We start from the raw sequence: 23,065 nt of genomic DNA, 5'->3' as shown, positions 1-23,065 counted from the left end.
CCCCACCTCCGCCGCCGAGCCTCTCAGATGGTGGACGGCGTCACGGGCGGGCGCGCGGAGTCAATAGGATCGGGGCATGCTGCGCTGGTTGACCGCGGGGGAGTCCCATGGCCCGGCCCTGACCGCGATCGTGGAAGGGCTGCCGGCCGGTGTGCGCGTGACCTCGGGGGAGATCGCCGAGGAACTGCGCCGCCGCCGGCTCGGCCATGGGCGGGGCGCCCGGATGAAGTTCGAGCAGGACCAGGTGACGATCGTCGGCGGCGTCCGGCACGGGGTGACGCTCGGCGGGCCGGTCGCGATCGAGGTCGGCAACACCGAATGGCCCAAATGGGAGACGGTGATGTCGGCCGACCCCGTGGACGCCGACGTCCTCGCCGCCCAGGCGAGGAACGCGCCGCTGTCGCAGCCGCGCCCCGGGCACGCCGACCTCGTCGGCATGCAGAAGTACGGCTTCGACGACGCCCGGCCCGTCCTCGAGCGGGCGAGCGCGCGGGAGACCGCCGCGCGGGTCGCGCTCGGGACCGTCGCCAAGGCGTTCCTCAAGCAGGCCCTCGGCGTGGACGTGCTGAGCCACGTGATCGCGCTCGGCGAGGTCGAGGCGCCCGCCGGCGTCCTGCCCGGGCCCGGCGACCTCGCACGGGTGGACGAGAGCCCGGTGCGCTGCTTCGACCCCGAGGCGTCGGCGGCCATGGTCGCGCACATCGACGAGACGAAGAAGGCCGGCGACACCCTCGGCGGCGTCGTGGAGGTCCTCGCCTACGGCCTGCCGCCCGGCCTCGGCAGCCACGTCCACTGGGACCGGCGCCTCGACTCCCGGCTCGCCGGGGTCCTGATGGGCATCCAGGCGATCAAGGGCGTGGAGCTCGGCGACGGGTTCACCACCGCGCGGCGCCCGGGCTCGCGGGCGCACGACGAGATCGACGGCACCCCGGAGGGCGTCCGGCGGCGGACGAACCGGGCCGGCGGCGTCGAGGGCGGCATGACGACCGGCGAGGCGCTGCGGGTCCGGGCCGCGATGAAGCCGATCTCGACCGTCCCGCGCCGCCTCGACACGATCGACGTGAAGACCGGCGGGCCCGCCAAGGCCATCAACCAGCGCAGCGACGTCACCGCGGTCCCCGCGGCCGGGGTCGTCGCCGAGGCGATGGTGGCGCTGATCCTCGCGGACGCGGCGCTGGAGAAGTTCGGCGGCGACTCCGCCGAGGAGACCGCCCGTAACCTGCGGGGATATGTGTCCTCGCTGACCGTCAAGTGAACTGGACCCGCTGACCATGCGACCGAAGGCAGTCATCATCGGGCCGCCCGGCTCCGGCAAGACCACGATCGGCGGCGCGCTCGCCGAAAGGCTCGGCGTCCCGCTGCGCGACACCGACGCCGACGTGGAGAAGACCGCCGGCAAGCCGGTCGGCGAGATCTTCGTCGACGACGGCGAGGAGCGCTTCCGCGAGCTGGAACGCGCGGCCGTCGCGGCGGCGCTGGCCGAACACGAGGGCGTCGTCGCGCTCGGCGGCGGCGCCGTCCTGGCCGAGGGGACGCAGGAGCTGCTCGCCGGGCACACCGTCGTCTACCTGCGGGTCGGGCTTTCGGAGGCGATCAAGCGGGTGGGCCTGGCGTCGGCGCGGCCGCTGCTCGTCCTCAACCCGCGCAGCCAGATGCGCAAGCTCCTGGAGGAGCGCCTGCCGATCTACGAGCGGCTCGGCACGGTCGCGGTCGACACGGACGGCCGCGAGCCCGGCGACGTCGTCGAGGAGATCGTCGAGGCGCTCGACACCGCCTCCGCCGGGGGGAGCGGGGGGTCGTGACGCGGGCGCGGGTCCACGTCGGCGGCGCCGACCCGTACGACGTCGTCATCGGGACGGGCGTCCTCGGCGAACTCCCGGGCCTGGTCGGGGAACGCGCCCGGTCGGTCGCCGTCGTGCACGCCGAGGGGCTGCCGGAGATCGCCCGCCCGGTGTGCGGTGCCCTTGAGCAGGCCGGATACACCGTTCACGCGCTGCCCGTCCCGGACGGCGAGGCCGCCAAGGAGGTCGGCGTCCTCGCCGGGCTCTGGTCGTCGTTCGCCCGGTCCGGCATGACCCGGACGGACGTCGTCGTCGGCGTCGGCGGCGGGGCGACCACCGACCTCGCCGGGTTCGCGGCGGCGTCGTGGCTGCGCGGGGTGCGGGCCGTGCTCGTCCCGACGACGCTGCTCGGGATGGTGGACGCGGCCGTCGGCGGCAAGACCGGCATCAACATCCCGGAGGGCAAGAACCTCGTCGGCGCGTTCCATCCGCCGGCCGGCGTGCTGTGCGACCTGGCGACGCTGATGACGATGCCCCACGAGGACTACGTCAGCGGCCTCGCCGAGATCATCAAGGCCGGGTTCATCGCCGACCCGAAGATCCTGGACCTGGTCGAGGACGACCCGAAGGGCGCCGCGTCCCCCGACGGCCCCCACACCCGCGAACTCGTCGAACGCGCCGTCCGGGTCAAGGCGGACGTGGTGTCCGTCGACCTCAGGGAGAGCGGCCTGCGGGAGATCCTCAACTACGGCCACACCCTGGCGCACGCGATCGAGAAGGCCGAGGACTACCGGTTCCGGCACGGCCACGCCGTCGCGATCGGCATGGTCTACGCCGCCGAGCTGGCCCGCCTCGCCGGACGCCTCCCCGCCGACGTCGTCCAGCGGCACCGCGACGTGCTCGCCTCGGTCGGCCTGCCCGTCTCCTACGCCGCCGACTGGGCGGGCCTGCGCGCCGCCATGACCATCGACAAGAAGTCGCGGGGCGCCACCCTGCGGTTCGTCGTCCTCGACGGCATCGCCGAGCCCGGCCGCCTCGAAGGCCCCGACGAGGCACTCCTTGAAGCCGCCTACCGGGAGGTCGGCCGATGACCGCAGCGGAGCGAGGATCGTCGGCCGACCAGGTCGCGGGGGTCTGGGGGGCGTCCCCCAGTGAGGAGCAGCCGATGACTCGCGTGCTCGTCCTGAACGGGCCCAACCTGCGCCGCCTCGGCGTCCGGGAGCCCGAAAAGTACGGGACGACCAGCTTCGACGACCTCGCCGCGCTGTGCCGCGACACCGGCCGCCGCCTCGACCTGAACGTCGAGGTCCGGCAGACCGACGACGAGGCCGAGATGATCCGCTGGGTGCACGAGGCCGCCGACGAGCGCGTCCCCATCGTGCTGAACCCGGCCGCGTTCACCCACTACTCGTACGCGCTGCGGGACGCGCTCGCCCAGCGCACCGCGCCGCTCATCGAGGTGCACATCACCAACCCGGCGACCCGCGAGGAGTTCCGCCACACCTCCGTCGTCGCCGGCGTCGCCACCGGCACCATCGCCGGCTTCGGCATGCTCTCCTACGTCCTCGCGCTGCAGGCCGTCGCGGAGCTCACCGCCGAGAACGCCTGACCGCCGGGCGCCGCCGGGCGCCGAGGGGTTATTGGGCCTCCTGGACGGCCCTGCGGGTCATGTCCTTGAGTTCGGCGACGACGTCGTCGAGGGGCGCGACGTCGCGGTGGGCGCGGCACAGGATCGTGGCGCCCTCGACGGCGGCGACGGTCAGCCGGGCCAGGCGGGCGGCGCGGTCGTCGGCGACGCCCGCGTTGCCGAGGCCGGTGGCGAGGGTGTCCTGCCAGCGGTCGAACGCGGCCGCGGCGGCCGCGGCGAGCTGCGGCGCGTCGTCGTGGCATTCGACGGTGACGGCGACGATCGGGCAGCCCGCGCGGAACTCGCTCTTGATGAGGACCTGCCGCCACCAGCCGACGAAGGCGTCCACGGCGGACGCGGGGTCGCCGCCCTCGGTGGCGGCGAGGATGCCGGCGTTGAGGAAGTCTCCGGCGTAGCGGACGGCCTCCTCGGCGAGCTGCGCCTTGCCGTCCGGGAAGTGGTGGTAGATCGACCCGCGCGGTGCGCCGCTGTGCGCGATGACGTCGCGGAACCCGGTGCCGCTGTAGCCGCGCTCGCGGAAGAGGTAGGCGGCGCTGCGCACCATGCGTTCCCGGCTGTCCGTCCCCATGGCCTGATTATGACATTCATCATAGGGTGTTCGCATTGACCATGACGATCGTCATAGGAACTCTTGCTTATGCCGGACGTCATACCGAATGGGGGCGGACATGGAGACCACGGCGGGTCTGGAGCAGCTGAAGGAGCTGCTCAACATGGGCACGGAGAAGGGCTACGGCATCGGGGCCCTGCTCGGCATGACCGCCGAGACCCTGGAGCCGGGGCGGGTGGTGTTCGCCCTCACGCCGCGGCCCGACTTCAGCAACCCCCTCGGCACCGTGCACGGCGGCATCATGTCCACGCTGCTCGACTCGGCGATGGGGTGCGCGGTGCACACCTCCCTGCCGGAGGGTGCGAGCTACACCACGCTGGAGCTGAAGGTGAACTTCGTCCGGGCGGTGCCGCTGGAGGGCGGCCGGCTGGTGTGCGAGGGCACCACCGTCCACGTGGGACGCAAGGTCGCGACGGCCGAGGGGCGCGTGACGAACGCGGACGGCAAGCTCGTCGCGCACGGAACGACGACCTGCATGGTGTTCCCGCCTCCTACTCGCGAGTAGGGTCGGCTCAGGCACGGACGAAGGAGACTCTCGTGATCGATCTCCAGCGCGACGGGGACGTGTACGTCCTGCGGTTCGACGCGGGTGAGAACCGCTTCAGCCCCGACTTCCTCGGCGCGGCCGAGGGCGCGCTCGACACCCTGGAGAAGAACGACGGACCGGGCGCCCTGGTCACCGTCGGGACCGGCAAGTTCTACTCCAACGGCCTCGACCTCGACTGGCTCGGCGCCAACCAGGACAAGTTCGAGGAGTACCTCCGCCGGGTGCACGGCCTCTACGCGCGCGTCCTGGCGCTGCCGATGCCCACGGTCGCCGCGCTGAACGGGCACGCGTTCGCGGGCGGCGGCATGCTCGCCCTCGCCCACGACTTCGCCGTCATGCGGACGGACCGCGGCTACTTCTGCCTGCCCGAGGTCGATCTCGGGATGACGTTCACGCCCGGGATGAGCGCGCTGATCCAGTCGCGGCTGCCGAAGCGCACCGCGCACGAGGCGATGGTCACCGGCCGCCGGTACACGGCCGAGCAGGCGGAGGCGGCCGGGATCGTCCAGCGCACCGCCGCCGAGGACGAGGTCCTGCCCGCCGCCGTCGAGTGGGCCGCGTCCCTGGCCGGCAAGAACGGCAAGACCGTGGGGAAGATCCGCGCCGACCTGTACCGCCCGGCGCTGGACGCCCTGAACGGCCCGCCCCTGCCCTGACCCTCGCCGCGGCCGGGCCGCCGGAGTAGGTTACGTTCGACTGGAATCTGATTCGGTTACGGAAGGGATGCCGATGCGCATCGGGATGGCGCTCAGCTACTCCGGCGGTTTCAAGGAGACCGTCGAGGAGCTGGCCGACTACGAGAAGGCCGGCCTCGACATCGTCTATGTCGCGGAGGCGTACAGCTTCGACGCGGTGAGCCAGATGGGCTACATCGCCGCCAGGACCGAACGGGTGGAGATCGCCTCCGGCATCCTCAACATCTACTCGCGGACGCCGACCGCCATCGCGCAGACCGCCGCGGGCCTGGACTACGTCTCGGACGGGCGTTTCACGCTCGGCATCGGCGCGTCCGGCCCGCAGGTCATCGAGGGCTTCCACGGCGTCCCCTACACCGCGCCGCTCGGCCGCACCCGCGAGATCATCGAGATCTGCCGCAAGACGTGGCGGCGCGAGCGGGTCCAGTACGACGGCAAGCACTACAAGCTGCCGCTGCCGGAGGGGCAGGGCACCGGCCTCGGCAAGGCGCTCAAGATCATCAACCATCCGGTGCGCGCCGACATCCCGGTCATGGTCGCCGCGATCGGCCCGAAGAACGTCGAGCTGACCGCCGAGATCGCCAACGGCTGGGAGCCGATCTTCTACATGCCGGAGAAGGCCAAGGACGTGTGGGGCGCGTCCCTCGCCGCCGGGAAGGCCAAGCGCGACCCGGCCCTCGGCGAACTCGACGTCGTCGGGCAGTCCACCCTCGCCATCGGCGACGACGTGCAGGGCTACCTGGAGTTCGGGCGCCCGATGGCCGCGCTCTACATCGGCGGCATGGGCGCCAAGGGCAAGAACTTCTACAACGACCTCGCCCGCCGGTACGGCTTCGAGAAGGAGGCCGAGGAGATCCAGGACCTGTACCTGGACGGCAAGAAGGACGAGGCCGCCGCGAAGGTCCCGCACGACCTGCTGGAGAAGATGTCGCTCATCGGCTCCGAGGGCCATGTCCGCGAGCGGCTCGCCGCGATGAAGGAGTCCGGCGTCACGACGCTGAACGTCTCCCCGATCGCGGGCGACCACAAGGGCCGCCTCGCCCTCATCGAGAAGGTCAAGGAGATGGCCGCCGAGGTGTGACCTCGCCGCCGGCGGCGTGCCCGCCCCGAGCCGCTGGATCCGGGGCGGCACGCCGCGCACGGCGGATGATCAGAGGGCGGCGTGGACCTCTTTGGCGACGCGTTCGCCGGAGCGGACGGCGCCGTCCATGTAGCCCGTCCAGTAGTCGGACGTCTCGGTGCCCGCCCAGTGGACCGGGCCGCACGGCGCCCGCAGCGCCGGCCCGAACGCCGTGAGCGCGCCGGGCGGCGCGATGCCGGTCGGGCCGCCGCCGCTCCACATCTCGTTGTCCCAGCGCTGGAACGCCGTGATCCGCGGGGCGGCCGCCTTGTCGCCGAACAGCTTCTTGAACGAGTCGAGCCCCGCGGCCCTGATCTCGTCCGCCGACGCGCCGTCGAGGCTCCGGACGTTGGCCTGGTTCATGAAGCCCATCAGGATGCCGCGCGACCCGTCCGGCGGGCTGTTGTCGAACGTCGCGTCGATGGCGCCGCTGTCGGCGACGGCCTGCCCGGTGAGGCCGTCCGCCCGCCAGAACGGGGTGTCGTAGACGCCGACGAACTTGGCGATCGAGCCCATCGGGTAGCGCTGCATCAGCTGCGCCCTGCTCGCGGGCAGCGCAGGCGAATAGTCGATCTTGTCGGCGATCGCCGGGGACATCGCGACCACGACCCGCTTCGCCGACACCGAGACCCCGTCCGCGTTGACGGTGACGCCGCCCGCGCCGGTGATGATGGACCGCACCGGCGCGTTATAGCGGACGACGTCGCCCAGGCTTGCCGCGAGGCGGATGGGCACCTGCTCGGAGCCGCCGGCGAAACGGGACTCCTGCGCGCCGTCCTTGGTGTTGATCAGCCGGTCGATCGTCCCCGGGGTGCTCTCGTTGCCCGCGGCGGCCGCGTAGTGCAGCAGGTAGAGCAGCGACACCTCCTGCGAGCGCATCGACAGCGTCGAGGAGACGAACGCGTCCATCAGGAACCGCGCGCCGCTGCTGATCGAGTTGGCCCGCGACCAGGTGTGGAACGTCTGGGCGTCCCACTCCTCGGCCTTCGCCGCCTTCCACGGCTCGCCGACCGGGACGTCCTTGATCATGCCGCCGAGCTTCAGCAGCGCGATCTCCAGGTCGATGACGCCCCAGTCCGGCGGGACCGCGCCGAGGAGCCCGTCGGTCTCGTACAGGGACCGCTTGCCGTTGCGGTAGTAGACGTTCTTGCCGGTGTTGTAGGTCTTGAAGGTCTCCACGCCCATGTCCCGGGTGAGCGCGGCGATGCGGTCCTGGGTGGGGCCGATGAACTCGGCGCCGCCCTCGCTGGTGGTGCCGTCGCCGAGCGGCAGGCCGTAGACGCGGCCGCCGGGCCGGTCCCGGGCCTCCAGGACGATCACCGACCGCCCGGCCGCGACGAGGTCGCGGGCGGCGGTCAGGCCGGACAGCCCGGCGCCGACGATCACGACGTCGGCGGCGAGGGGCGCGGTGCGGGCGGCGGCGGGCGGCGCCGCGGCCGTGGAGACGACGGCTCCGGCGGCGGTGAGCGCGCCTGTGCCGAGCAGTCTGCGGCGGCTGACTCGGGTCACGGGAATGCCTCCTGGGGGGAAGTCCAAGAGCGGGGGGACGGAAGATCACACGGTCGGTCACGCTATGCCAGCCCCGGCGGGAAAGTCGAGGGTTCTTCATGTTTTGTGATCACGATGTTCCGGTGATCGCTCCGGGGCCCCGCGGCCGGACCCGCCCGCCCGGACGTGCCCTAGAGTCCTGACCATGGGGGAGACGCACATCGCGCGGCGCCGCGGGCTGGCCGCGCTCGTCGCCGAGCGGGACGCCGGCGCCCTGCTGGTGACCCGGCTCGTCAACGTCCGCTACCTGACCGGCCTCGACAGCTCCAGGGCCGCGCTGCTCGTCCCGGCCGACGGCCCCGCCGTGCTCGCCACCGACGGCCGCTACGCCGGCATGGCCGCGCAGGTCTGCCCCGAGCTTCCCGTCATCGTCGACCGGCAGGTGGCGGCCGCGCTCGTCACCCGGGCCGCCGCGGACGGCCACGGCCGGCTCGGCTTCGAGGCCCACGACCTCACCGTCGAGCAGCACACCGGGCTCCTGGACCAGGCCGAGATCGAGCTGACCGCCCTCGGCCACCTCGTCGAGGACCTCCGCCGCGTCAAGGACGAGGAGGAGATCGCGCTGCTGCGCGAGGCGTGCGCCATCACCTGCCGCGCGTTCGAGGCCGTCCTCCCCGAGATCCGCGCCGGGGTGACCGAGCGGGCCGTCGCCATCGCCCTCGAACGGGCCATGGTGGACCTCGGCGCCGACGCGCCCGCCTTCGAGTCGATCGTCGCGTCCGGGCCGAACGGCGCCGTCCCGCACCACCATCCGGGCGGCCGCGAACTCCGCCGCGGCGACCTCGTGACCATGGACTTCGGCGCCCGGTACGGCGGCTACCACGCCGACATGACCCGCACCGCCGCGATCGGCGAGCCCGCCGGATGGCAGCGCGACCTCTACGACATCGTCCTCCGCGCTCAGCTCGCGGGGATCGCCGCCGCCGCACCCGGCGCCGAGACCAAGGCCGTCGACGCCGCCGCCCGCGAGGTCATCAAGGCCGCGGGCCACGGCGACGCCTTCACCCACGGGCTCGGGCACGGTGTCGGCCTGGAGATCCACGAGGCTCCGCTCATGGGGTACGACAAGACCGGTAGGCTGATGGACCGGGTTCCGATCACGGCGGAGCCGGGAATCTACCTCGCGGGCCGGGGCGGTGTCCGCATCGAGGACACGTTCGTGGTCCGCGCGGACGGCCCGGAGCTCCTCACCACAACGACCAAGGACCTGCTCGTCCTCTGACGCGCGGGCCCGCGACCGGGAGAACAACGCAGTGGCGACGACGAACGACCTGAAGAACGGCATGACGCTGAACCTCGACGGCCAGCTGTGGACCGTCCTGGAATTCCAGCACGTCAAGCCCGGCAAGGGCGGCGCGTTCGTCCGTACCAAGATCAAGAACGTGCTGTCGGGCAAGGTCGTCGACAAGACCTTCAACGCCGGCACCAAGGTCGAGGTGGCAAGCGTCGACAAGCGGGAGATGCAGTACCTCTACCGCGAGGGCGACGACTTCGTCTTCATGGACACCGAGACCTACGACCAGCCCCACATCCCCGAGACCGTCGTCGGCGACGCGGCGAACTACCTGCTCCCCGAGCAGAACGCCACGATCGCCTTCAACAACGAGAACCCGCTGTACATCGAGCTGCCCGCCGCGGTCGTGCTGGAGATCACCGAGACCGAGCCCGGGCTGCAGGGCGACCGCTCCACCGGCGGCAGCAAGCCCGCCACCCTGGAGACCGGCGCGCAGATCCAGGTGCCGCTGTTCATCACCACCGGCGAGAAGGTCAAGGTCGACACCCGCTCCGGCGATTACCTCGGCCGCGGCTGAGGCGATGAGCGCACGCACGAAGGCACGCAAACTCGCGCTGGACATCCTGTTCGCGGCGGAACTGCGGGAGGAGGAACCGACCGCGGTGCTCGCCGCGCGCGGCCGGCCCAACCAGGACGAGCTGGCCGAGTACCCGCACGCCGTCCGGCTGATCGAGGGCGTCCAGGAACACCGGGAGCGCATCGACGAGCTGATCTCCACCTACGCGACCGGATGGACTCTGGAGCGGATGCCGGTCGTCGACCGCAGCGTCCTGCGGATGGGGGCCTTCGAGCTGCTGTGGGTCGACGACGTCCCCGACGGCGTCGCGGTCGCCGAGGCGGTCGGCCTGGTCACCGAGCTGTCCACCGACGAGTCGCCGCGCTTCGTCAACGGCCTCCTGTCCCGCCTCCAGCAACTGAAACCGTCGCTCACGCTGTAACGGCCGGTCCTTCCGAACGGCGTCGTCGTCCGGCACCCGGCGCGGGGCCCCGGGCGGCTAGGCTGGGCGGCGATGAGCGACGTTAGGGGAGCGGCCGTGACGGGCCGGCAGCAGAAGCGGGTGCGGGGCGGCAGCCGCGTGCGCAGCGCGGTCCTGTGGGAGGCCCTGCGCACCGTCCTCGACCGCATCGCGCCGGAGGCCGGCCAGAGCGAGGTCGTGGACGTCGGCGGCGGCACCGGCGGCTTCGCCGTGCCGCTCGCCGAACTCGGGCACCGGGTCACCGTGGTCGACGCCAATCCCGACGCGCTGGCCGCGCTGGAACGCCGCGCCGCCGAGTCCGGGGTGACCGTCCGCGCCGTGCAGGGCGACGCCGTCGACCTGCCCGACCTGCTGGGCCCGGACGCCGCCGACCTGGTGCTGTGCCACAGCGTCCTGGAGTACGTGGACGACCCCGGCGAGGCGATGGCGGCGCTGACCGGCACCGTCCGTCCCGGCGGCTCGGTCAGCGTGCTGGTCGCCGGGCAGATCGCCGCCGCGCTGCACCGCGCGGTGTCCGGGCACTTCGACGACGCCCGCCGGGTGCTGACCGACCCGGCCGGACGGTGGGGCGAGGGCGACCGCATGCCCCGCCGGTTCACCCGGGAGACGCTGTCGTCGCTGGTGCGCGGCGCGAACCTGCGGGTCGCCGAGCTGCACGGCGTCCGCATCTTCGCCGACCTGGTGCCGAGCGGCATGGCGGACGGCGACGCCGACTCGGCCGACGCGCTGATCGCGCTGGAGTCGGTCGCGGCCGTCCACCCCGTCCTGCGGGACCTCGCCACCCAGCTGCACCTGGTGGCCGACAAGCCGGCCGGGTAGGGCCCCGTGAACGTGGCGAACCAGATGGCGCGGCAGCGAGGCTCACGCATGGCCGAGCCGCCGGGCGAGGGGGCCGCGTGAGCCGCAAGCAGCAGTTGCATCGGCCGGGGCCGCAGCCCGGTCCGCCCGCCGACGACGCCGGGTGCGCGATCCTGCACGTGGACATGGACGCGTTCTTCGTCAGCGTCGAGCTGCTGGAACGCCCGGAGCTGCGGGGACGTCCCGTGATCGTGGGCGCCGCGGGCCCGCGCGGGGTGGTGTCGGCGGCCTCCTACGAGGCCCGCCGGTTCGGTGTGCACTCGGCGATGCCGATGACCCGTGCGCGGCGGCTGTGCCCGCAGGCGGTCGTCCTGCCGGTGAGCCACGGCAAGTACTCCCGCGTGTCCGCCGCGGTGTTCGAGCTCTTCCGCTCCATCACGCCGCTGGTGGAGGGCCTGTCGCTGGACGAGGCGTTCCTCGACGTGGCGGGCGCCCGGCGGCGGCTCGGCCGGCCCGCCGAGATCGCGGCGATGATCCGCGAGCAGGTCCGGGACCAGCAGGGCATCACCTGCTCGGTCGGCGTCGCGAGCACCAAGTTCATCGCCAAGCTGGCCTCGACCCGGTGCAAGCCCGACGGGCTGCTCGTGGTGCCCGCGGACGGCGTCGTCGACTTCCTGCATCCGCTGCCCGTCGCGTCGCTGTGGGGCGTCGGGGAGCGGACGGAGGAGGCGCTGGCGCGCCTCGGGCTGCGGACCGTGGGGCAGCTCGCCCAGGTGCCGCCGGAGACGCTGAGGCGCGAGCTGGGCAACGCGCTGGGCGCCCATCTGCACGCGCTGGCATGGGGCCGCGACCCCCGCGAGGTCGTCCCGCACACGCCCGACAAGAGCATCGGCGCCGAGGAGACGTTCGACACCGACATCGACGACCCGGAGGTCATCCGCCGCGAACTGCTGCGGCTGGCGGAGAGGGTCGGCGCGAGGCTGCGGGCGAGCGGGAACGCCGGCCGCACGGTGAGCGTCAAACTACGGATGGCGAGCTTCAAGACGATCACGCGGGCGCGAACGCTGGACGAACCGACCGATCTGGCTCGTGTGATCTATATCACAGCCTGCGAGCTCTATGAGGGGGCGGGCCTGGAGCGGGTACGTCTCCGACTGGTCGGGGTCAGGGTGGAGAACCTTGGTCCCGCCGGCGAGGCCCCCCGTCAGCTCGCCTTCGACGAGCCGGAACGCGGCTGGCGTGAGGCCGAGCGAGCCATGGACCAGGTCGCGCACCGGTTCGGCCGCGGCGCGGTCCGCCCCGCGGCGCTGGTCCGGCGTGCGGCCGATGGTGACGGACGTGACGGCAGGGACGGATGACAATGAAAGAAGGCTGTGAGGTGACCGGCGCCGGGCCCTCGACGGGCCGTTCGCTTTCGTACGCTCGACAGTGCTCGTATTCTGGGCATATCACCGTTGACGTTCGCGTCCTGCATCGGATACCCCGCCGCGGGGCTGTCGTTGGGAGGTGCCGTGCCGCTCTCTGAGCACGAGCAGCGCATGCTCGAACAGATCGAATCGGCGTTGTACGCCGAGGATCCCAAGTTCGCTCACGCGGTTCGCTCGACCAACCCCCAGGTCCACTACAAGCGCCGGATCGTCAAAGCCGCCTTCGGCTTCGTCGTCGGCGTGTGCGCCCTGATGGCCGGTCTTGTGATCAACGCGGGCACCGTCACCATCGCGGTCAGCGTGACCGGCTTCCTCCTCATGGTGGTGTGCTGCGTCTGGGCGTTGACGAGCTGGAAGCGGATGGCGGGTATCGGAAACGAGGCCGCGTCAGGCGGTGGCGGCCCTCAGGCCAAGCCCGCCAAGTCCGCCAAACCCGCGAAGGCGGGCTTCATGGAACGCATGGAAGAGCGCTGGCGCCGCCGCAGCGAGGGCGACTAGCCTTTCCCGGCCGTCCCGGTCTGAGCGGGCTCTGCCCGCACGGGCCGGGACGAACGTATGCCCGGGGCCCGCTACCCGCCCGCACCGGGCGCTCGCGTGCCCGGACACTGCGGTTCGGTCCGGGCGGCGCGGGGCTACTTGCGGCGCAGGCGGGCGGGCAGGTCGTTCAGGCGGGTGGTCATGTCCAGCACGCGGTCGGTGGCCGACCTGAGCGTCTCCCGCGTCTGCGTCACCGTGGACGGCGGCAGCAGGCGGGCGCGCCAGCGGGTCCGGCGCCCCACGGACGCGGCGAACGCCTCCCGGACGGTGCGGACGTCCGCGCGCAGCCGCTCCGCGGGCTCGGGGGAGCGGGACAGGGAGTAGCGGGCCAGCTCCTCGGCGCGGGCGATGCGGGTCAGGGCCCGCGTGCCCGCCGCGTCCAGTTCCAGCAGCTCCCCGAGGCGGCGCGCGGTGGCGCGCGGAGAGTCACTGGGACGCCATTCGAGCCCGTGGTCGAGCGCGTCGGCGCGCATCTCCCGCCACGCGACGTGGGCGGCTCCCGCGGGATCGGGTTCCCACGTCCGCGCGGCCGCGCCGGACGACGGCCCCTTGGAAGAGCGCCCGGGAGACGGCCCGGCCGCCGGCGGCGGCGCCGTCAGGGCCGCCCAGCGGCGGCGCCGGGTGATCACCCGCAGCGTCATCGGGACCGCCATCAGCAGCAGGACCAGCAGCCCGCCCGCGAGCCACGGCGTCGCGGAGAAACCGTCGTCCTCGCCTTCCCCGGCGGCGGCGGCGCCCTCGGGGCCCGTGTCGGTGCGGTGGCGGGGTCCGGCGCTGGGCGCCGCGGCGCCGTCGTCGGCGGGCGACGACGACTCCGGCACCGGCGCGTTCCGGCTCTCCGGGCCGCCGCCGGTGCTGACCGCCGGAAGGCTGTAGCCGGGGGCGTCGGCGGTGCCCTGCCCGGCGGTGCCCGACGGGGTCGGCTCGAACCGCACCCAGCCGGTCCCCTGGAAGTACAGCTCCGGCCAGGCGTGCGCGTCGCGCGACCGGACGACCCACTTGCCGGGCTCGGTCTCGCTGCCGGGCGTGTAGCCCATCGCGACGCGCGAGGGGATGCCGAGGATCCGGGCCATCAGCGCCATCGACGCGGCGAACTGCTCGCAGTAGCCGCGCTTGCTGTGCAGGAGGAAGTCGACGAGGTCGCTGCCGTGCTGCGGCGCCGGCGCGGACAGGTCATAGGTGAACCCGCCGGTCTGGGTGAACCAGCGCTGCAGCCGCACGGCCTGCGTGAGCGCCGTCCCCGACCCGGCGGTGACGTCCTGCGCGAGCTGCCTGACCTGCTGCGGGATGTTCTTCGGCACTGCCGTGTAGCGCGAGACGATCTCGGCCGGGTAGTTGCCGGCGGCGGCGAGCTGCGCCGACGTCGGCTCCGCGCGCAGGCTCTCGACCGTGTAGGAGCGCCCGCCCGCGGAGTCGCGCAGCGAGTAGACCATCAGCGACGGGACGTGCACCCGCCAGTCGCCTTTGATCGACACGTTCGACGGGGCGTACGGCACCGGCAGGAACGTCATGTTCCTGACCTCGGGCCGTACCTCGACCTTGGTCGTCACCTCTCGGACGGAGGCGACCGACAGTCCCGGCGGCGGCGGGAGGTCGTCCCCGGTCAGCCGGTCCTTGGAACTGCTGCGCAGGGGGCTGTAGGTCCACCTGTCGCCGTCGAACCGGTCGAGGGCGTACAGGCGCAGATAGTCGGGGCCCTGCGGGTCGTCGGTCTGGTAGGTGAGGACGACCGAGTCGTCCAGCCGGGTCAGTTCCCGCTTCAGGCTGACCAGCGGGTCGGGCGTGGTCACCGTCTGGGTGCCGTTGCCGCCTTCGCCGCCCAGGCCGAGGAAGCCGCGGGGCTGCAGCCCCGGCACCGCCGCCGGGACGAGCACGGCGACGGCGACGGCGCCGATCGCGATCCGGCGGCCGCTCGCCGCCAGCGCCGCCGCGTCGAGCCGGACGGCCGACTCCTCGGGGCGGAGCTCGGTCCCCGCCAGCGGCACGTCCCGCTGGCGGCGGCGCGTGGTCACCGTCCGTCCCCAGCCGCCGACCCGCTCGCGGGCGTCGGCCATCAGCAGCGCGAGGAACCCCGCCGCCCCGATGCCGAACGCCAGCCAGTTGACGCCGTCCTCGCGGACCGCGGCGGGCACGCTGTACATGGCCAGCAGCGGCAGCCCGGCGGGGGCGGCCCGGCGCAGCCGCACGGCCAGCAGGTCGACCAGGACGGCGACCAGCCCGATCCCGGCGGCGGCCATCATCGAGATCCCGGGCAGCAGCGGGACGGGCGCCGCGTACCGGTTGGCGGCCTGCCAGCCGGCCCCGTTGAGCTCGGCGAGCCGGCCCAGCGACTCCGGCGACGGGATGAACACCAGCCACGCCCGGTCGGCGGCGTAGACGAGGTTGAGGTAGAGCAGCAGCGCCAGCAACCCGGCCAGGAGGTTGAACACGGCGGGCAGCCGCAGCCGCCGGCTGAGCAGCCCGCCGGCGGCGACGGCGAGCACCGCCCCGATCCCCGCCCGGAACCAGTCGGCCTCCTCGAACAGCGGATAGAGGCCGATCGAGCCGGCGAGCGTCGCCAGCCCCGCCATGACCGTCATGCGGATTCTCATGAGCCGTCCCTGACGAAGTCCTCGCCGGCCTGGCCGGCCTGCGCCCATGCCCCGGCCAGCTCCGCGGCGGACCGGATGATCACCACTCGCCAGCCGCCCGCGCGCAGCAGCCCCGCCGCCTGCGCGGACGCCGTTCCCGTCTCCGCGCCGTCCTGCCGGGCCGCGTTCCCGCCGGTCCCCTCGACCAGCACCGCGACGCACGTCCCGGCGCGGCGCCGCACGGCCGCGACCGAGCGCGCCTCCTCGCCGGACAGGACGCCGAACACCGCGATGACCAGCCCGTCGCCGTCCCGCGCCTTGCCGATCCGGCCCCGCAGCGCCGCCAGCCCCGGAGACAGCGAACCGCCCTTGGACCTGCGGGCGACCGCCAGGGTGTCCAGCAGCAGCCCCTCGAAGCCCCCGTCCGCCGACGCGGCCTGCAGCGCCTCACCGGCGTCGGTGACGTAGCGCAGGTTCATCCCCGTCCGGACGAGGTGCACCCCGATCGACGCGGTCGCCGACACGGCCTGCTCGAACGATCCGGCCATGCCGTCGCCCCAGTGCGCGGTGCGGCGGGTGTCGAGGAACAGCGTCCCGCTGCTCTGGAAATGCTGCTCCTCACGCCGCACCATCAGCTCCCCGTGCCGGGCGGTGGACCGCCAGTGCACGCGGCGCAGGTCGTCGCCGTGCCGGTATTCGCGCGGGGTCACGTCGTCCTCGCCCGCCGCGGAGACCGCGCGGGCGATGCTGTCGCCGCCGCCCTTCCACGCGCCGGCCAGCCGCTCGTGCGGCAGCGGGACGATCGTGGGCGTCACCGTGAGCCGGTCGGACAGGCTGAACGAGCGGACCAGCTCCACCATCCCGAACGGGTCGGCCAGCCGCACGGTCAGCGGCCCCACCCGGTAGCGTCCGCGCACGTCCGAGCGGATCCGGTAGCCGAGTTCGCGCTTGCCGTGCGGCTCGATCCGGTCCAGGACGAACCGCGCCCGCCCGCCGAGCGCGTACGGCACCCGGTCCTCCACCATCAGCAGCCCGCTCGGCAGCCGCGACACGTTCTCCAGCCGCAGGTCGACGCGGGCCTCCTGGCCGACCGGCAGCCGCGGCGGGTCCAGGCGCCGCGCGCAGGCCAGCCGGTAGCGGGTCCGCGACACCGCCAGGGTGCACAGGAGCGGCAGCACCAGAACGAGCACGCCCGCGCGCAGCAGGTCGCGCTCGCCGAGGATGAACGCGCAGACGATCGCGGTCGCGCCGGCGGCCACGAAGGACCGTCCGCGCGTGGTCAGGCCGGCCAGCGCTCGTCTCACTGGTCACTTCCGGTCAAGGTCACTTCCGGGGGGACGGCACCGGCAGGCGCTTCACCAGGTCGGCGACGACCTGCTCGGGGCGGCGCCGCTCCACCTGCGCCTCGGCGGTGGGCAGCAGCCGGTGCGCGAGGACGGGAACGGCGAGGTCCTGGACGTCGTCGGGGACGACGTAGTCGCGGTCGTCGAGCGCCGCGTACGCCCGCGCGGCCCGCACCAGCTGCAGGGTCGCCCGCGGGGAGGCGCCGAGCCGCAGCTCGGGATGGTTGCGGGTCGCGGTGACGAGGTCGATCGCGTACTGGCGCACCGCGGACGACACGTGCTGTGCGCGCACCACCTCGATGAGCTCGCGGACGTCCGCGGCGTGCGCGACCGGGCTCAGCCGGTCGAGGGGGGACGTCTCACCGTGGGTCTTCAGCATCTCCAGCTCCGCCGCCGGGTCGGGGTAGCCCATCGAGATGCGGGCGGTGAACCGGTCGCGCTGAGCCTCGGGCAGCGGGTAGGTGCCCTCCATCTCCACCGGGTTCTGCGTGGAGATCACCATGAACGGAGGCTCCAGCCCGTAGGTGGTGCCGTCCACCGTGACCTGGCGTTCCTCCATGCACTCCAGCAGCGCGGACTGCGTCTTGGGGGAGGCGCGGTTGATCTCGTCGCCGACCACGATGTTGGCGAACACCGGGCCCGGCTTGAACTCGAACTCGCGCAGCTCCTGGTTGTAGGCGCTGACCCCGGTGATGTCGCTCGGCAGCAGGTCCGGTGTGAACTGCACGCGCCGCACCGAGCAGTCGACCGAGCGAGCGAGCGCCTTGGCGAGCATCGTCTTGCCGACCCCGGGCACGTCCTCGATCAGCAGGTGCCCCTCCGCCAGCAGCACCGTCAGGGCGAGCCGGACCACCGAGGGCTTGCCCTCGATCACCGACTCCACCGCGTCCCGGATCCTGTTCGCGACCTTGGCGAGGCCTTCCAGACCCGTACCCGGCCCGTCGTGCCCCGTGCCGCCGCGCCGGGCCGGGTGGGATGCCGGGGGGTCGGTCTCCATGAACGACTCGCCGTGCGTGCCTACTGCCACCAAACCCTCCTCAGTGCGCCCGCCCAAACGACAGTACGTCGTCGGAACGCCCTCCGCGATGTTCATGATGAACGCGAGCCCATTGTGCTCCACGGGGATCGGCGTCCGAGCCCGCAGGAGCACACCACTTCACTCCACCCAACCCCTCCCGGCCCGCCGGTGCCACCCGCCGGGACGTGCCACGCCGTCCTTGCGCCGGCCCCCGCCGCCCGGACGCGCGGACCCGGCCGCCGCGGGCCCCACTCGGCACCACCCGTTCTGACCTGCGTTTTTATCCATGAACTCGATTCGGAACCGGTGTTTTCATTGTTGACGGTGGGGAAGAGTGGAGTAGAGTGGGGCGCCGTGGGGAGCAGTAGCGCCTCATGCGGCGCGGGGAGGTGGGCCGGTGTTCCTCGGCACACATTCACCGCGCCTCGACGACAAGGGACGGCTGTTCCTGCCGGCGAAATACCGCGAGGAGCTGTCGGGGGGATTGGTGATCACGAAGGGCCAGGAGCGCTGCCTGTACGTCTTCCCCATGGCGGAGTTCCAGCGGATTACCGAGGCTCTGCGTGCCGCGCCCGTCACCGAGAAGGCCGTGCGGAGCTACAGCCGCGTCTTCTTCGCCAGCGCCTCCGACGAGGTCCCGGACAAACAGGGCCGCGTCACGATTCCTCCTCCGCTGCGCAAGTACGCGGGGCTCGCCCGCGACTGCACGGTCATCGGTGCCAACACGCGTCTGGAGATCTGGGACGCGCAGGCATGGGAGACCTACCTGGAGCAGGAGGAGCAGACGTTCTCCGACGTCTCGGAGGAGGTGTTGCCAGGGATCCTCTGAGAAACGACTCGTCGGTCCGATGACCGGCAATGGCCCACGTTCGGCCAGGTCTCCAGCCGCTCTCCGAGCCAGCTGGCGCAGCTTCCCCGGCGCCAGACGGCGACCCCCCGCGCACCACGCGGTGATCTTCCTCTAGGGCAGCGGATGGGGACCTGGCCGGGCGAGGCCGCCGCCGGGGGTGCGAAGCGGTCGTCCGGCCCGGCGATGCCACACAAGTCCGCGAGCTAGGTGGCGAGTACAGGGGGTGAAGCATGGACGTGGGGAACCACGCGCCCGAGTCCGGTCACGTACCGGTCATGCTCGGTCGCGTTTTGACGTTGCTCACCCCGGCGGCGGAGGCCGTCACCGGCCGCGCGCCCGTCTACCTCGACGCCACGCTCGGCATGGGCGGCCACGCCGAGGCGATGCTGCGGGCCGTCCCGGAGCTCCGCCTCATCGGCCTGGACCGCGACACCACCGCGCTGGAGCGCTCCGCGCGCAGGCTCGCCGCCTTCGGCGACCGGGTGACGCTGGAGCACGCCGTCTACGACGAGATCCCCGGGGTTCTGCGCCGGCTCGGCGTCCCCGCGGTGGACGCCGTCCTGTTCGACCTCGGCGTCTCCTCCCCGCAGCTCGACGAGACCGCCCGCGGCTTCGCCTACTCCCACGACGCCCCCCTCGACATGCGGATGGACACCACCCAGCGGCTCACCGCGGCGGAGGTCGTCAACGGCTACCCGCCCGCCGAGCTCGCAAGGATCCTGCGCGAGTACGGCGAGGAGCGCTTCGCCCAGCGCATCGCCTCGGCGATCGTCCGCGAGCGCGAGCGCGCCCCGCTCGACTCCACCCGGCGCCTCGCCGACCTGGTGCGCACCGCCATCCCGGCCGCGACGCGCCGCACCGGCGGCAACCCGGCCAAGCGAACCTTCCAGGCGCTGCGCATCGAGGTGAACGGCGAACTGGACACCTGGCGCCGGGCGCTGCCCGCCGCCCTGGGCGCGATCCCGGTCGGCGGCCGGATCGCCGTCCTGTCCTACCACTCCCTTGAGGACCGCATCACCAAGCAGGTCCTCGCCGCCCAGGCGGCCGACACCACCCCGCCGGACCTGCCCGTCCCGCTGCCCGAGCACGAGCCGCGGTTCCGGCTCCTGACGCGCGGGGCGGAGCTGCCGTCCGACGAGGAGACCACGACCAACCCACGGGCCGGATCGGTGCGGTTGCGCGCCGCCGAGCGGGTCCGGGAGGCGACATGACCACGACGAGCAGACGCCCGCCGGCCAAGGCGCCGAAGAACAGGCCCCGGGAACGCCCGGCCGACGCCGCCGTCCCGGCGCCCGCCAAGCGCAGGCCCGCCAAGAGCACGCCCGCCAAGAGCACGCCCGCCAAGAGCACGCCCGGCACGAGCACGCCCGGCACGAGCACGCCCGCGCGCAGGCCCGCGTCCGCCAAGAGCTCCGCCAAGAGCGCGGCGACGAAGACGGCGCCCACGAAGACCACCAAGACCACGAAGACCGCGAAGACGGCGAAGAGCGGGGCGAAGGCGGCCGCCGTGAGGTCCCGTCCGGCCGCGTCGCGGCGGACGGCGGCCCAGGCGCCGCCGCGCGCCCCGTTCGTGCTGCTCATCGTCGGGCTGCTCGGCGGCGCCCTGGTGAGCCTGCTGCTGCTCAACACCGTCCTGGCGAAGGACGCGTTCACGCTGACCCGGCTGCAGCAGAGCAACAAGCAGCTCGAACAGCAGCGCCAGGCGTACGAGGAGGACATCGCCCGCGAGGGCTCCCCGCAGGGGCTGTCGAACAAGGCCAAGGCGCTCGGCATGAAGGAGGCCGAGGACCCGGCGTTCTTCCACACCGGCACCGGACGGGCCAGCGACGGCGAGATCCGCCCGGTCCCGCACGCGGCGGCCGCGTCGGCCGGCGCCGCGGGCGTGGTCGGCGTCCCCGGCACCGTGGTGCCCGGCGACGGCGTCCCGCCGGCCCTCCTCGGCGACGGGCGCGGAAGCGGAAGCGGAGCGCCGTGATCGGGCGCGGCCGCATCGGGGAGCGGGGGGCACGGTGACGAAACCGCCGGGACGCGGGACCGCCGGGCCGCCGCCCGGCCGGAAACGCGGCTCGGACGGGCGCGGCCCCCGCGGCTCGGCGGGGCGCGACGACAAGAGCGGCCCGGGCGCGGCGCGCGCGTCCGGGCGTCATACCGGCAACTCTCCGCGCCCGCCGGGCGGGAGATCGGACGGCGCGGGACGGCCGGGCACGAAGGGCAGCGCCGCCCGCCGTCCCGCGCGCGGGGGCGCGGTCCCCGCCCCCCGCAAGGAGACCCCCCGCAAAGAGACCGGGACCGGCGGCGCGCCCGCCAAGAAGCCCGCCGTGAAGAGGCCGGCGCGGAAGACGGAGCAGAAGAAGACGACGCCGCGGAAACCGGCACAGAAGAAGGCGCCCGCCAAGGGCGCGTCCGGCAGGATCGGCGCGGGCCGGACGGCGCGGAGCGGCCAGGGCGCCGGCCCCGGCCCCAGACGCGCCACGGGCGGCTCGGGACGTCCCCCCGAGCGCGGCCCGCGCAGCCGCACCCCGTTTCACCGGCGCGACCCGCTCAAACGGCTGAACGTCGCGCTCCTGGTCATCGCCTTCGTGCTGTCGCTGTTCGCCGGGCGGCTCGTCCAGCTGCAGACGATCGAGTCCGGCAAGTACACCGAGCAGGCGATGCGGCAGCGCCTGGAGAGGCTCGAACTGCCCGCCATCCGCGGCGACATCACCGACGCGCAGGGCCACCCGCTCGCCATGACGGTGGAGGCGCGGGCCGTCTACGCCGACCCGTCGCTGATCGACGAGGCCGAGCGGCAGCGGGTCGTCAACGCGCTGGCCCCGACACTCGGGCTGAACCCCGCGACGCTGATGAAGAAGATCGGCGAACCCGACACCCGGTTCGTGTACCTGGCGCACGGCGTCCGGCCCGACCAGGCGCGGCTGATCACCTCGTGGGATCTGCCGGGCATCGGGACGCGGCCGGAGTACCGCCGGGAGTATCCCAACGATTCGCTGGCCGCGAGCGTCATAGGTTTCGTGAACGACACGGGGAACGGCGCCGCCGGCCTGGAGAGCTCGATGAACGACGTGCTCGCCGGGCGCGACGGCTGGCAGCGGGTGGAGATCAGTCTCGACGGCCAGCACATCCCCATGGGCAAGGACCAGAAGCGTCCGTCCGTGCCCGGCCGCGGCGTCAGGCTCACACTGGAGCGCGACCTGCAGTTCAAGGCGCAGGAGGCGATCGAGAAGCAGGTCAAGGCGTCCAAGGCGAAAAGCGGCAGCGTCATCGTCATGGATCCGCGCACCGGTGAGCTTCTCGCGATGGCCTCCGCGCCCGGGTTCGACCCGAACAGCTACGGCGAGTCCGACAAGAATCTCTGGGGCAGCCCCCTGGTGCAGGAGGCGTTCGAGCCGGGCAGCACCGGCAAGGTCGTCACCGCCGCGGCCGTCATGGAGAAGGGCGGCGTCACGCCGCAGACGCCCTACACCGTCCCCGACAAGATCCGGAAGTACGACGTCGTCTTCCGCGACTCGCACCCCCATCCGCCCGAGCGGCTCACGTTCGCCGGCGTGCTCGCCAAGTCCAGCAACGTCGGCACCATCATGGCCAGCGAGAGCATCACCCAGCAGCAGCTCTACACGACGCTCCGCGACTTCGGTTTCGGGGAGAAGACCGGACTGCCGCTGCCCGGGGAGACGCCCGGCCTGCTGAAGCCGCCCGGCCAGTGGTCGGGCACCGACCGGTACCCGATCGCGTTCGGGCAGACGGTGTCGGTGAACGCGGTGCAGATGGCCAGCGTCTACGCGACCATCGCCAACGGCGGCGTGCGGGTCAGGCCCACCCTCGTCGCGGGCACCGTCGGCGAGGACGACAGGTTCACGCCGTCGCCCGCGCCCGGGCGCGAGCGGGTCATCAGCGCGAAGACGGCCCGGCAGATCAGCGACATGCTGGAGGGCGTGACGACCGAGGAGGGCACGGCGCCGAAGGCCCAGATCAAGGGGTACCGCGTCGCCGGCAAGACGGGCACCGCCGAGATCGTCAACCCGCGCTGCGGCTGCTACGACGGCGGCGGCTACACCGCGTCGTTCGCGGGGTTCGCGCCGGCCGACGATCCGCAGCTGGTCGTGCAGGTCGTCCTGCAGGACCCCAAGCGGGGCAGCCACTATGGTGGCGATGCGGCCGCACCGGTCTTCAAGGACGTCATGAGCTTCGCCCTGCAGTCCGAGAAGATCCCGCCGACGGGGAGCCGACCGCCGATCATCCAGATCCACGCCCGAGACTGACGGCAGCGAGTACCCTCCTCGCCTGTGAGTCCACCACCACCCG

The 23,065-nt window shown here is 73.1% G+C and carries 22 protein-coding genes; 17 read left to right on the top strand and 5 right to left on the bottom strand.

All coding sequences use genetic code 11. The features are described from left to right. Nucleotides 1-76: 76 nt before the first annotated feature. The 4 genes from aroC (at nt 77) to aroQ (ending at nt 3,390) form a co-directional block, all read left to right on the top strand. Nucleotides 77-1,255, top strand: a complete 1,179-nt coding sequence (gene aroC, locus AB0C35_RS38720; protein ID WP_358467201.1) for a chorismate synthase — start codon at nt 77-79, stop codon at nt 1,253-1,255. 10 nt (nt 1,256-1,265) lie between these two features. Further along, nucleotides 1,266-1,802, top strand: coding sequence for a shikimate kinase (locus tag AB0C35_RS38715; RefSeq protein ID WP_358467241.1), 537 nt, complete (start codon nt 1,266-1,268; stop codon nt 1,800-1,802). Further along, nucleotides 1,799-2,872 (top strand): 3-dehydroquinate synthase, encoded by a 1,074-nt coding sequence (gene aroB / locus AB0C35_RS38710; protein WP_358467199.1) that lies wholly within the window; start codon nt 1,799-1,801, stop codon nt 2,870-2,872. Before AB0C35_RS38715 ends, aroB begins: the two co-directional genes overlap by 4 nt. 74 nt (nt 2,873-2,946) lie before the next feature. Continuing rightward, on the top strand, nt 2,947-3,390 hold the full coding sequence (gene aroQ / locus AB0C35_RS38705; RefSeq protein WP_358467239.1) for a type II 3-dehydroquinate dehydratase: 444 nt from the start codon (nt 2,947-2,949) through the stop codon (nt 3,388-3,390). A gap of 28 nt (nt 3,391-3,418) precedes the next feature. Here the strand turns inward: aroQ and AB0C35_RS38700 are convergent, their stop codons facing one another. After that, a complete protein-coding gene (locus AB0C35_RS38700) occupies nt 3,419-3,997 on the bottom strand; it encodes a TetR/AcrR family transcriptional regulator (protein WP_358467197.1) in 579 nt (192 codons plus the stop codon). Between the two features lie 100 nt (nt 3,998-4,097). Between AB0C35_RS38700 and AB0C35_RS38695 the strand changes: the two genes are divergently transcribed. The 3 genes from AB0C35_RS38695 to AB0C35_RS38685 all read left to right on the top strand — a co-directional run bounded on the left by AB0C35_RS38695 (nt 4,098) and on the right by AB0C35_RS38685 (nt 6,362). Then, nucleotides 4,098-4,544: a PaaI family thioesterase gene (locus AB0C35_RS38695; protein ID WP_358467195.1), complete on the top strand. Its 447-nt coding sequence runs from the start codon at nt 4,098-4,100 to the stop codon at nt 4,542-4,544. A gap of 32 nt (nt 4,545-4,576) precedes the next feature. Next, nucleotides 4,577-5,242, top strand: a complete 666-nt coding sequence (locus tag AB0C35_RS38690) for an enoyl-CoA hydratase/isomerase family protein (RefSeq protein WP_358467193.1) — start codon at nt 4,577-4,579, stop codon at nt 5,240-5,242. Between the two features lie 73 nt (nt 5,243-5,315). Beyond that, a complete protein-coding gene (locus AB0C35_RS38685) occupies nt 5,316-6,362 on the top strand; it encodes an LLM class F420-dependent oxidoreductase (protein ID WP_358467191.1) in 1,047 nt (348 codons plus the stop codon). Between the two features lie 69 nt (nt 6,363-6,431). Here AB0C35_RS38685 and AB0C35_RS38680 read toward each other — a convergent pair whose 3' ends face one another. Further along, the gene (locus tag AB0C35_RS38680; protein ID WP_358467189.1) at nt 6,432-7,910 is read right to left on the bottom strand and encodes a flavin monoamine oxidase family protein; all 1,479 of its coding nucleotides are present in this window, start codon (nt 7,908-7,910) and stop codon (nt 6,432-6,434) included. A gap of 184 nt (nt 7,911-8,094) precedes the next feature. Here AB0C35_RS38680 and AB0C35_RS38675 point away from each other — a divergent pair, with 184 nt between their 5' ends. The 6 genes from AB0C35_RS38675 (at nt 8,095) to AB0C35_RS38650 (ending at nt 12,943) form a co-directional block, all read left to right on the top strand. Continuing rightward, nucleotides 8,095-9,171: an aminopeptidase P family protein gene (locus tag AB0C35_RS38675; protein ID WP_358467187.1), complete on the top strand. Its 1,077-nt coding sequence runs from the start codon at nt 8,095-8,097 to the stop codon at nt 9,169-9,171. 31 nt (nt 9,172-9,202) lie between these two features. Further along, complete coding sequence (gene efp, locus AB0C35_RS38670; RefSeq protein WP_358467185.1) at nt 9,203-9,760, top strand: elongation factor P; 558 nt, start codon at nt 9,203-9,205, stop codon at nt 9,758-9,760. A gap of 4 nt (nt 9,761-9,764) precedes the next feature. Then, nucleotides 9,765-10,181 carry a transcription antitermination factor NusB gene (gene nusB / locus AB0C35_RS38665; protein WP_358467183.1) on the top strand — a complete coding sequence of 139 codons (417 nt, stop codon included), beginning with the start codon at nt 9,765-9,767 and terminating at the stop codon, nt 10,179-10,181. Between the two features lie 72 nt (nt 10,182-10,253). Beyond that, the gene (locus tag AB0C35_RS38660; RefSeq protein ID WP_358467181.1) at nt 10,254-11,039 is read left to right on the top strand and encodes a methyltransferase domain-containing protein; all 786 of its coding nucleotides are present in this window, start codon (nt 10,254-10,256) and stop codon (nt 11,037-11,039) included. 77 nt (nt 11,040-11,116) lie between these two features. Continuing rightward, a complete protein-coding gene (locus AB0C35_RS38655; RefSeq protein WP_358467179.1) occupies nt 11,117-12,376 on the top strand; it encodes a DNA polymerase IV in 1,260 nt (419 codons plus the stop codon). A 153-nt stretch (nt 12,377-12,529) separates the two neighbouring features. Next, nucleotides 12,530-12,943: a DUF3040 domain-containing protein gene (locus tag AB0C35_RS38650; RefSeq protein ID WP_358467177.1), complete on the top strand. Its 414-nt coding sequence runs from the start codon at nt 12,530-12,532 to the stop codon at nt 12,941-12,943. Nucleotides 12,944-13,077: 134 nt separating this feature from the next. On the opposite strand, the gene AB0C35_RS38645 is transcribed toward AB0C35_RS38650, so the two are convergent. From AB0C35_RS38645 to AB0C35_RS38635, 3 genes are read right to left on the bottom strand one after another with little or no spacing between them, the layout of a single operon-like run. Beyond that, nucleotides 13,078-15,561, bottom strand: a complete 2,484-nt coding sequence (locus AB0C35_RS38645) for a DUF3488 and transglutaminase-like domain-containing protein (protein ID WP_358467175.1) — start codon at nt 15,559-15,561, stop codon at nt 13,078-13,080. A gap of 8 nt (nt 15,562-15,569) precedes the next feature. Further along, complete coding sequence (locus tag AB0C35_RS38640; RefSeq protein WP_358467173.1) at nt 15,570-16,856, bottom strand: DUF58 domain-containing protein; 1,287 nt, start codon at nt 16,854-16,856, stop codon at nt 15,570-15,572. Nucleotides 16,857-16,875: 19 nt separating this feature from the next. Beyond that, nucleotides 16,876-17,922, bottom strand: coding sequence for a MoxR family ATPase (locus AB0C35_RS38635; protein WP_358467171.1), 1,047 nt, complete (start codon nt 17,920-17,922; stop codon nt 16,876-16,878). Between the two features lie 388 nt (nt 17,923-18,310). On the opposite strand from AB0C35_RS38635, the gene mraZ reads away from it, so the two are divergent. The 4 genes from mraZ (at nt 18,311) to AB0C35_RS38615 (ending at nt 23,022) form a co-directional block, all read left to right on the top strand. After that, complete coding sequence (gene mraZ / locus AB0C35_RS38630; RefSeq protein ID WP_358467169.1) at nt 18,311-18,742, top strand: division/cell wall cluster transcriptional repressor MraZ; 432 nt, start codon at nt 18,311-18,313, stop codon at nt 18,740-18,742. 251 nt (nt 18,743-18,993) lie between these two features. Then, entirely contained in the window at nt 18,994-19,974 is a 981-nt protein-coding gene (gene rsmH, locus AB0C35_RS38625) for a 16S rRNA (cytosine(1402)-N(4))-methyltransferase RsmH (RefSeq protein WP_358467167.1), read from the top strand. Beyond that, nucleotides 19,971-20,738 carry a hypothetical protein gene (locus tag AB0C35_RS38620; RefSeq protein WP_358467165.1) on the top strand — a complete coding sequence of 256 codons (768 nt, stop codon included), beginning with the start codon at nt 19,971-19,973 and terminating at the stop codon, nt 20,736-20,738. The genes rsmH and AB0C35_RS38620 overlap by 4 nt, the downstream gene beginning before the upstream one ends. Nucleotides 20,739-20,772: 34 nt before the next feature. Continuing rightward, on the top strand, nt 20,773-23,022 hold the full coding sequence (locus tag AB0C35_RS38615; RefSeq protein WP_358467163.1) for a penicillin-binding transpeptidase domain-containing protein: 2,250 nt from the start codon (nt 20,773-20,775) through the stop codon (nt 23,020-23,022). Nucleotides 23,023-23,065 lie beyond the last annotated feature (43 nt).

The sequence above is a fragment of the Spirillospora sp. NPDC048819 genome (genome assembly GCF_040650055.1).
Lineage (GTDB): Bacteria > Actinomycetota > Actinomycetes > Streptosporangiales > Streptosporangiaceae > Spirillospora.
The sequence above is the reverse complement of the archived record's forward strand: the minus strand, read 5'-3'. Positions and strand labels throughout refer to the sequence as shown.

What these genes read in the sequence shown, in the direction of transcription:
- aroC (WP_358467201.1), top strand. Translation starts at nt 77, where the DNA reads ATGCTGCGCTGGTTGACCGCGGGGGAGTCCCATGGCCCGGCCCTGACC.
- aroQ (WP_358467239.1), top strand. Translation starts at nt 2,947, where the DNA reads ATGACTCGCGTGCTCGTCCTGAACGGGCCCAACCTGCGCCGCCTCGGC.
- AB0C35_RS38700 (WP_358467197.1), bottom strand. Translation starts at nt 3,997, where the DNA reads ATGGGGACGGACAGCCGGGAACGCATGGTGCGCAGCGCCGCCTACCTC.
- AB0C35_RS38695 (WP_358467195.1), top strand. Translation starts at nt 4,098, where the DNA reads ATGGAGACCACGGCGGGTCTGGAGCAGCTGAAGGAGCTGCTCAACATG.
- AB0C35_RS38685 (WP_358467191.1), top strand. Translation starts at nt 5,316, where the DNA reads ATGCGCATCGGGATGGCGCTCAGCTACTCCGGCGGTTTCAAGGAGACC.
- AB0C35_RS38675 (WP_358467187.1), top strand. Translation starts at nt 8,095, where the DNA reads ATGGGGGAGACGCACATCGCGCGGCGCCGCGGGCTGGCCGCGCTCGTC.
- nusB (WP_358467183.1), top strand. Translation starts at nt 9,765, where the DNA reads ATGAGCGCACGCACGAAGGCACGCAAACTCGCGCTGGACATCCTGTTC.
- AB0C35_RS38660 (WP_358467181.1), top strand. Translation starts at nt 10,254, where the DNA reads ATGAGCGACGTTAGGGGAGCGGCCGTGACGGGCCGGCAGCAGAAGCGG.
- AB0C35_RS38645 (WP_358467175.1), bottom strand. Translation starts at nt 15,561, where the DNA reads ATGACGGTCATGGCGGGGCTGGCGACGCTCGCCGGCTCGATCGGCCTC.
- rsmH (WP_358467167.1), top strand. Translation starts at nt 18,994, where the DNA reads ATGGACGTGGGGAACCACGCGCCCGAGTCCGGTCACGTACCGGTCATG.
- AB0C35_RS38620 (WP_358467165.1), top strand. Translation starts at nt 19,971, where the DNA reads ATGACCACGACGAGCAGACGCCCGCCGGCCAAGGCGCCGAAGAACAGG.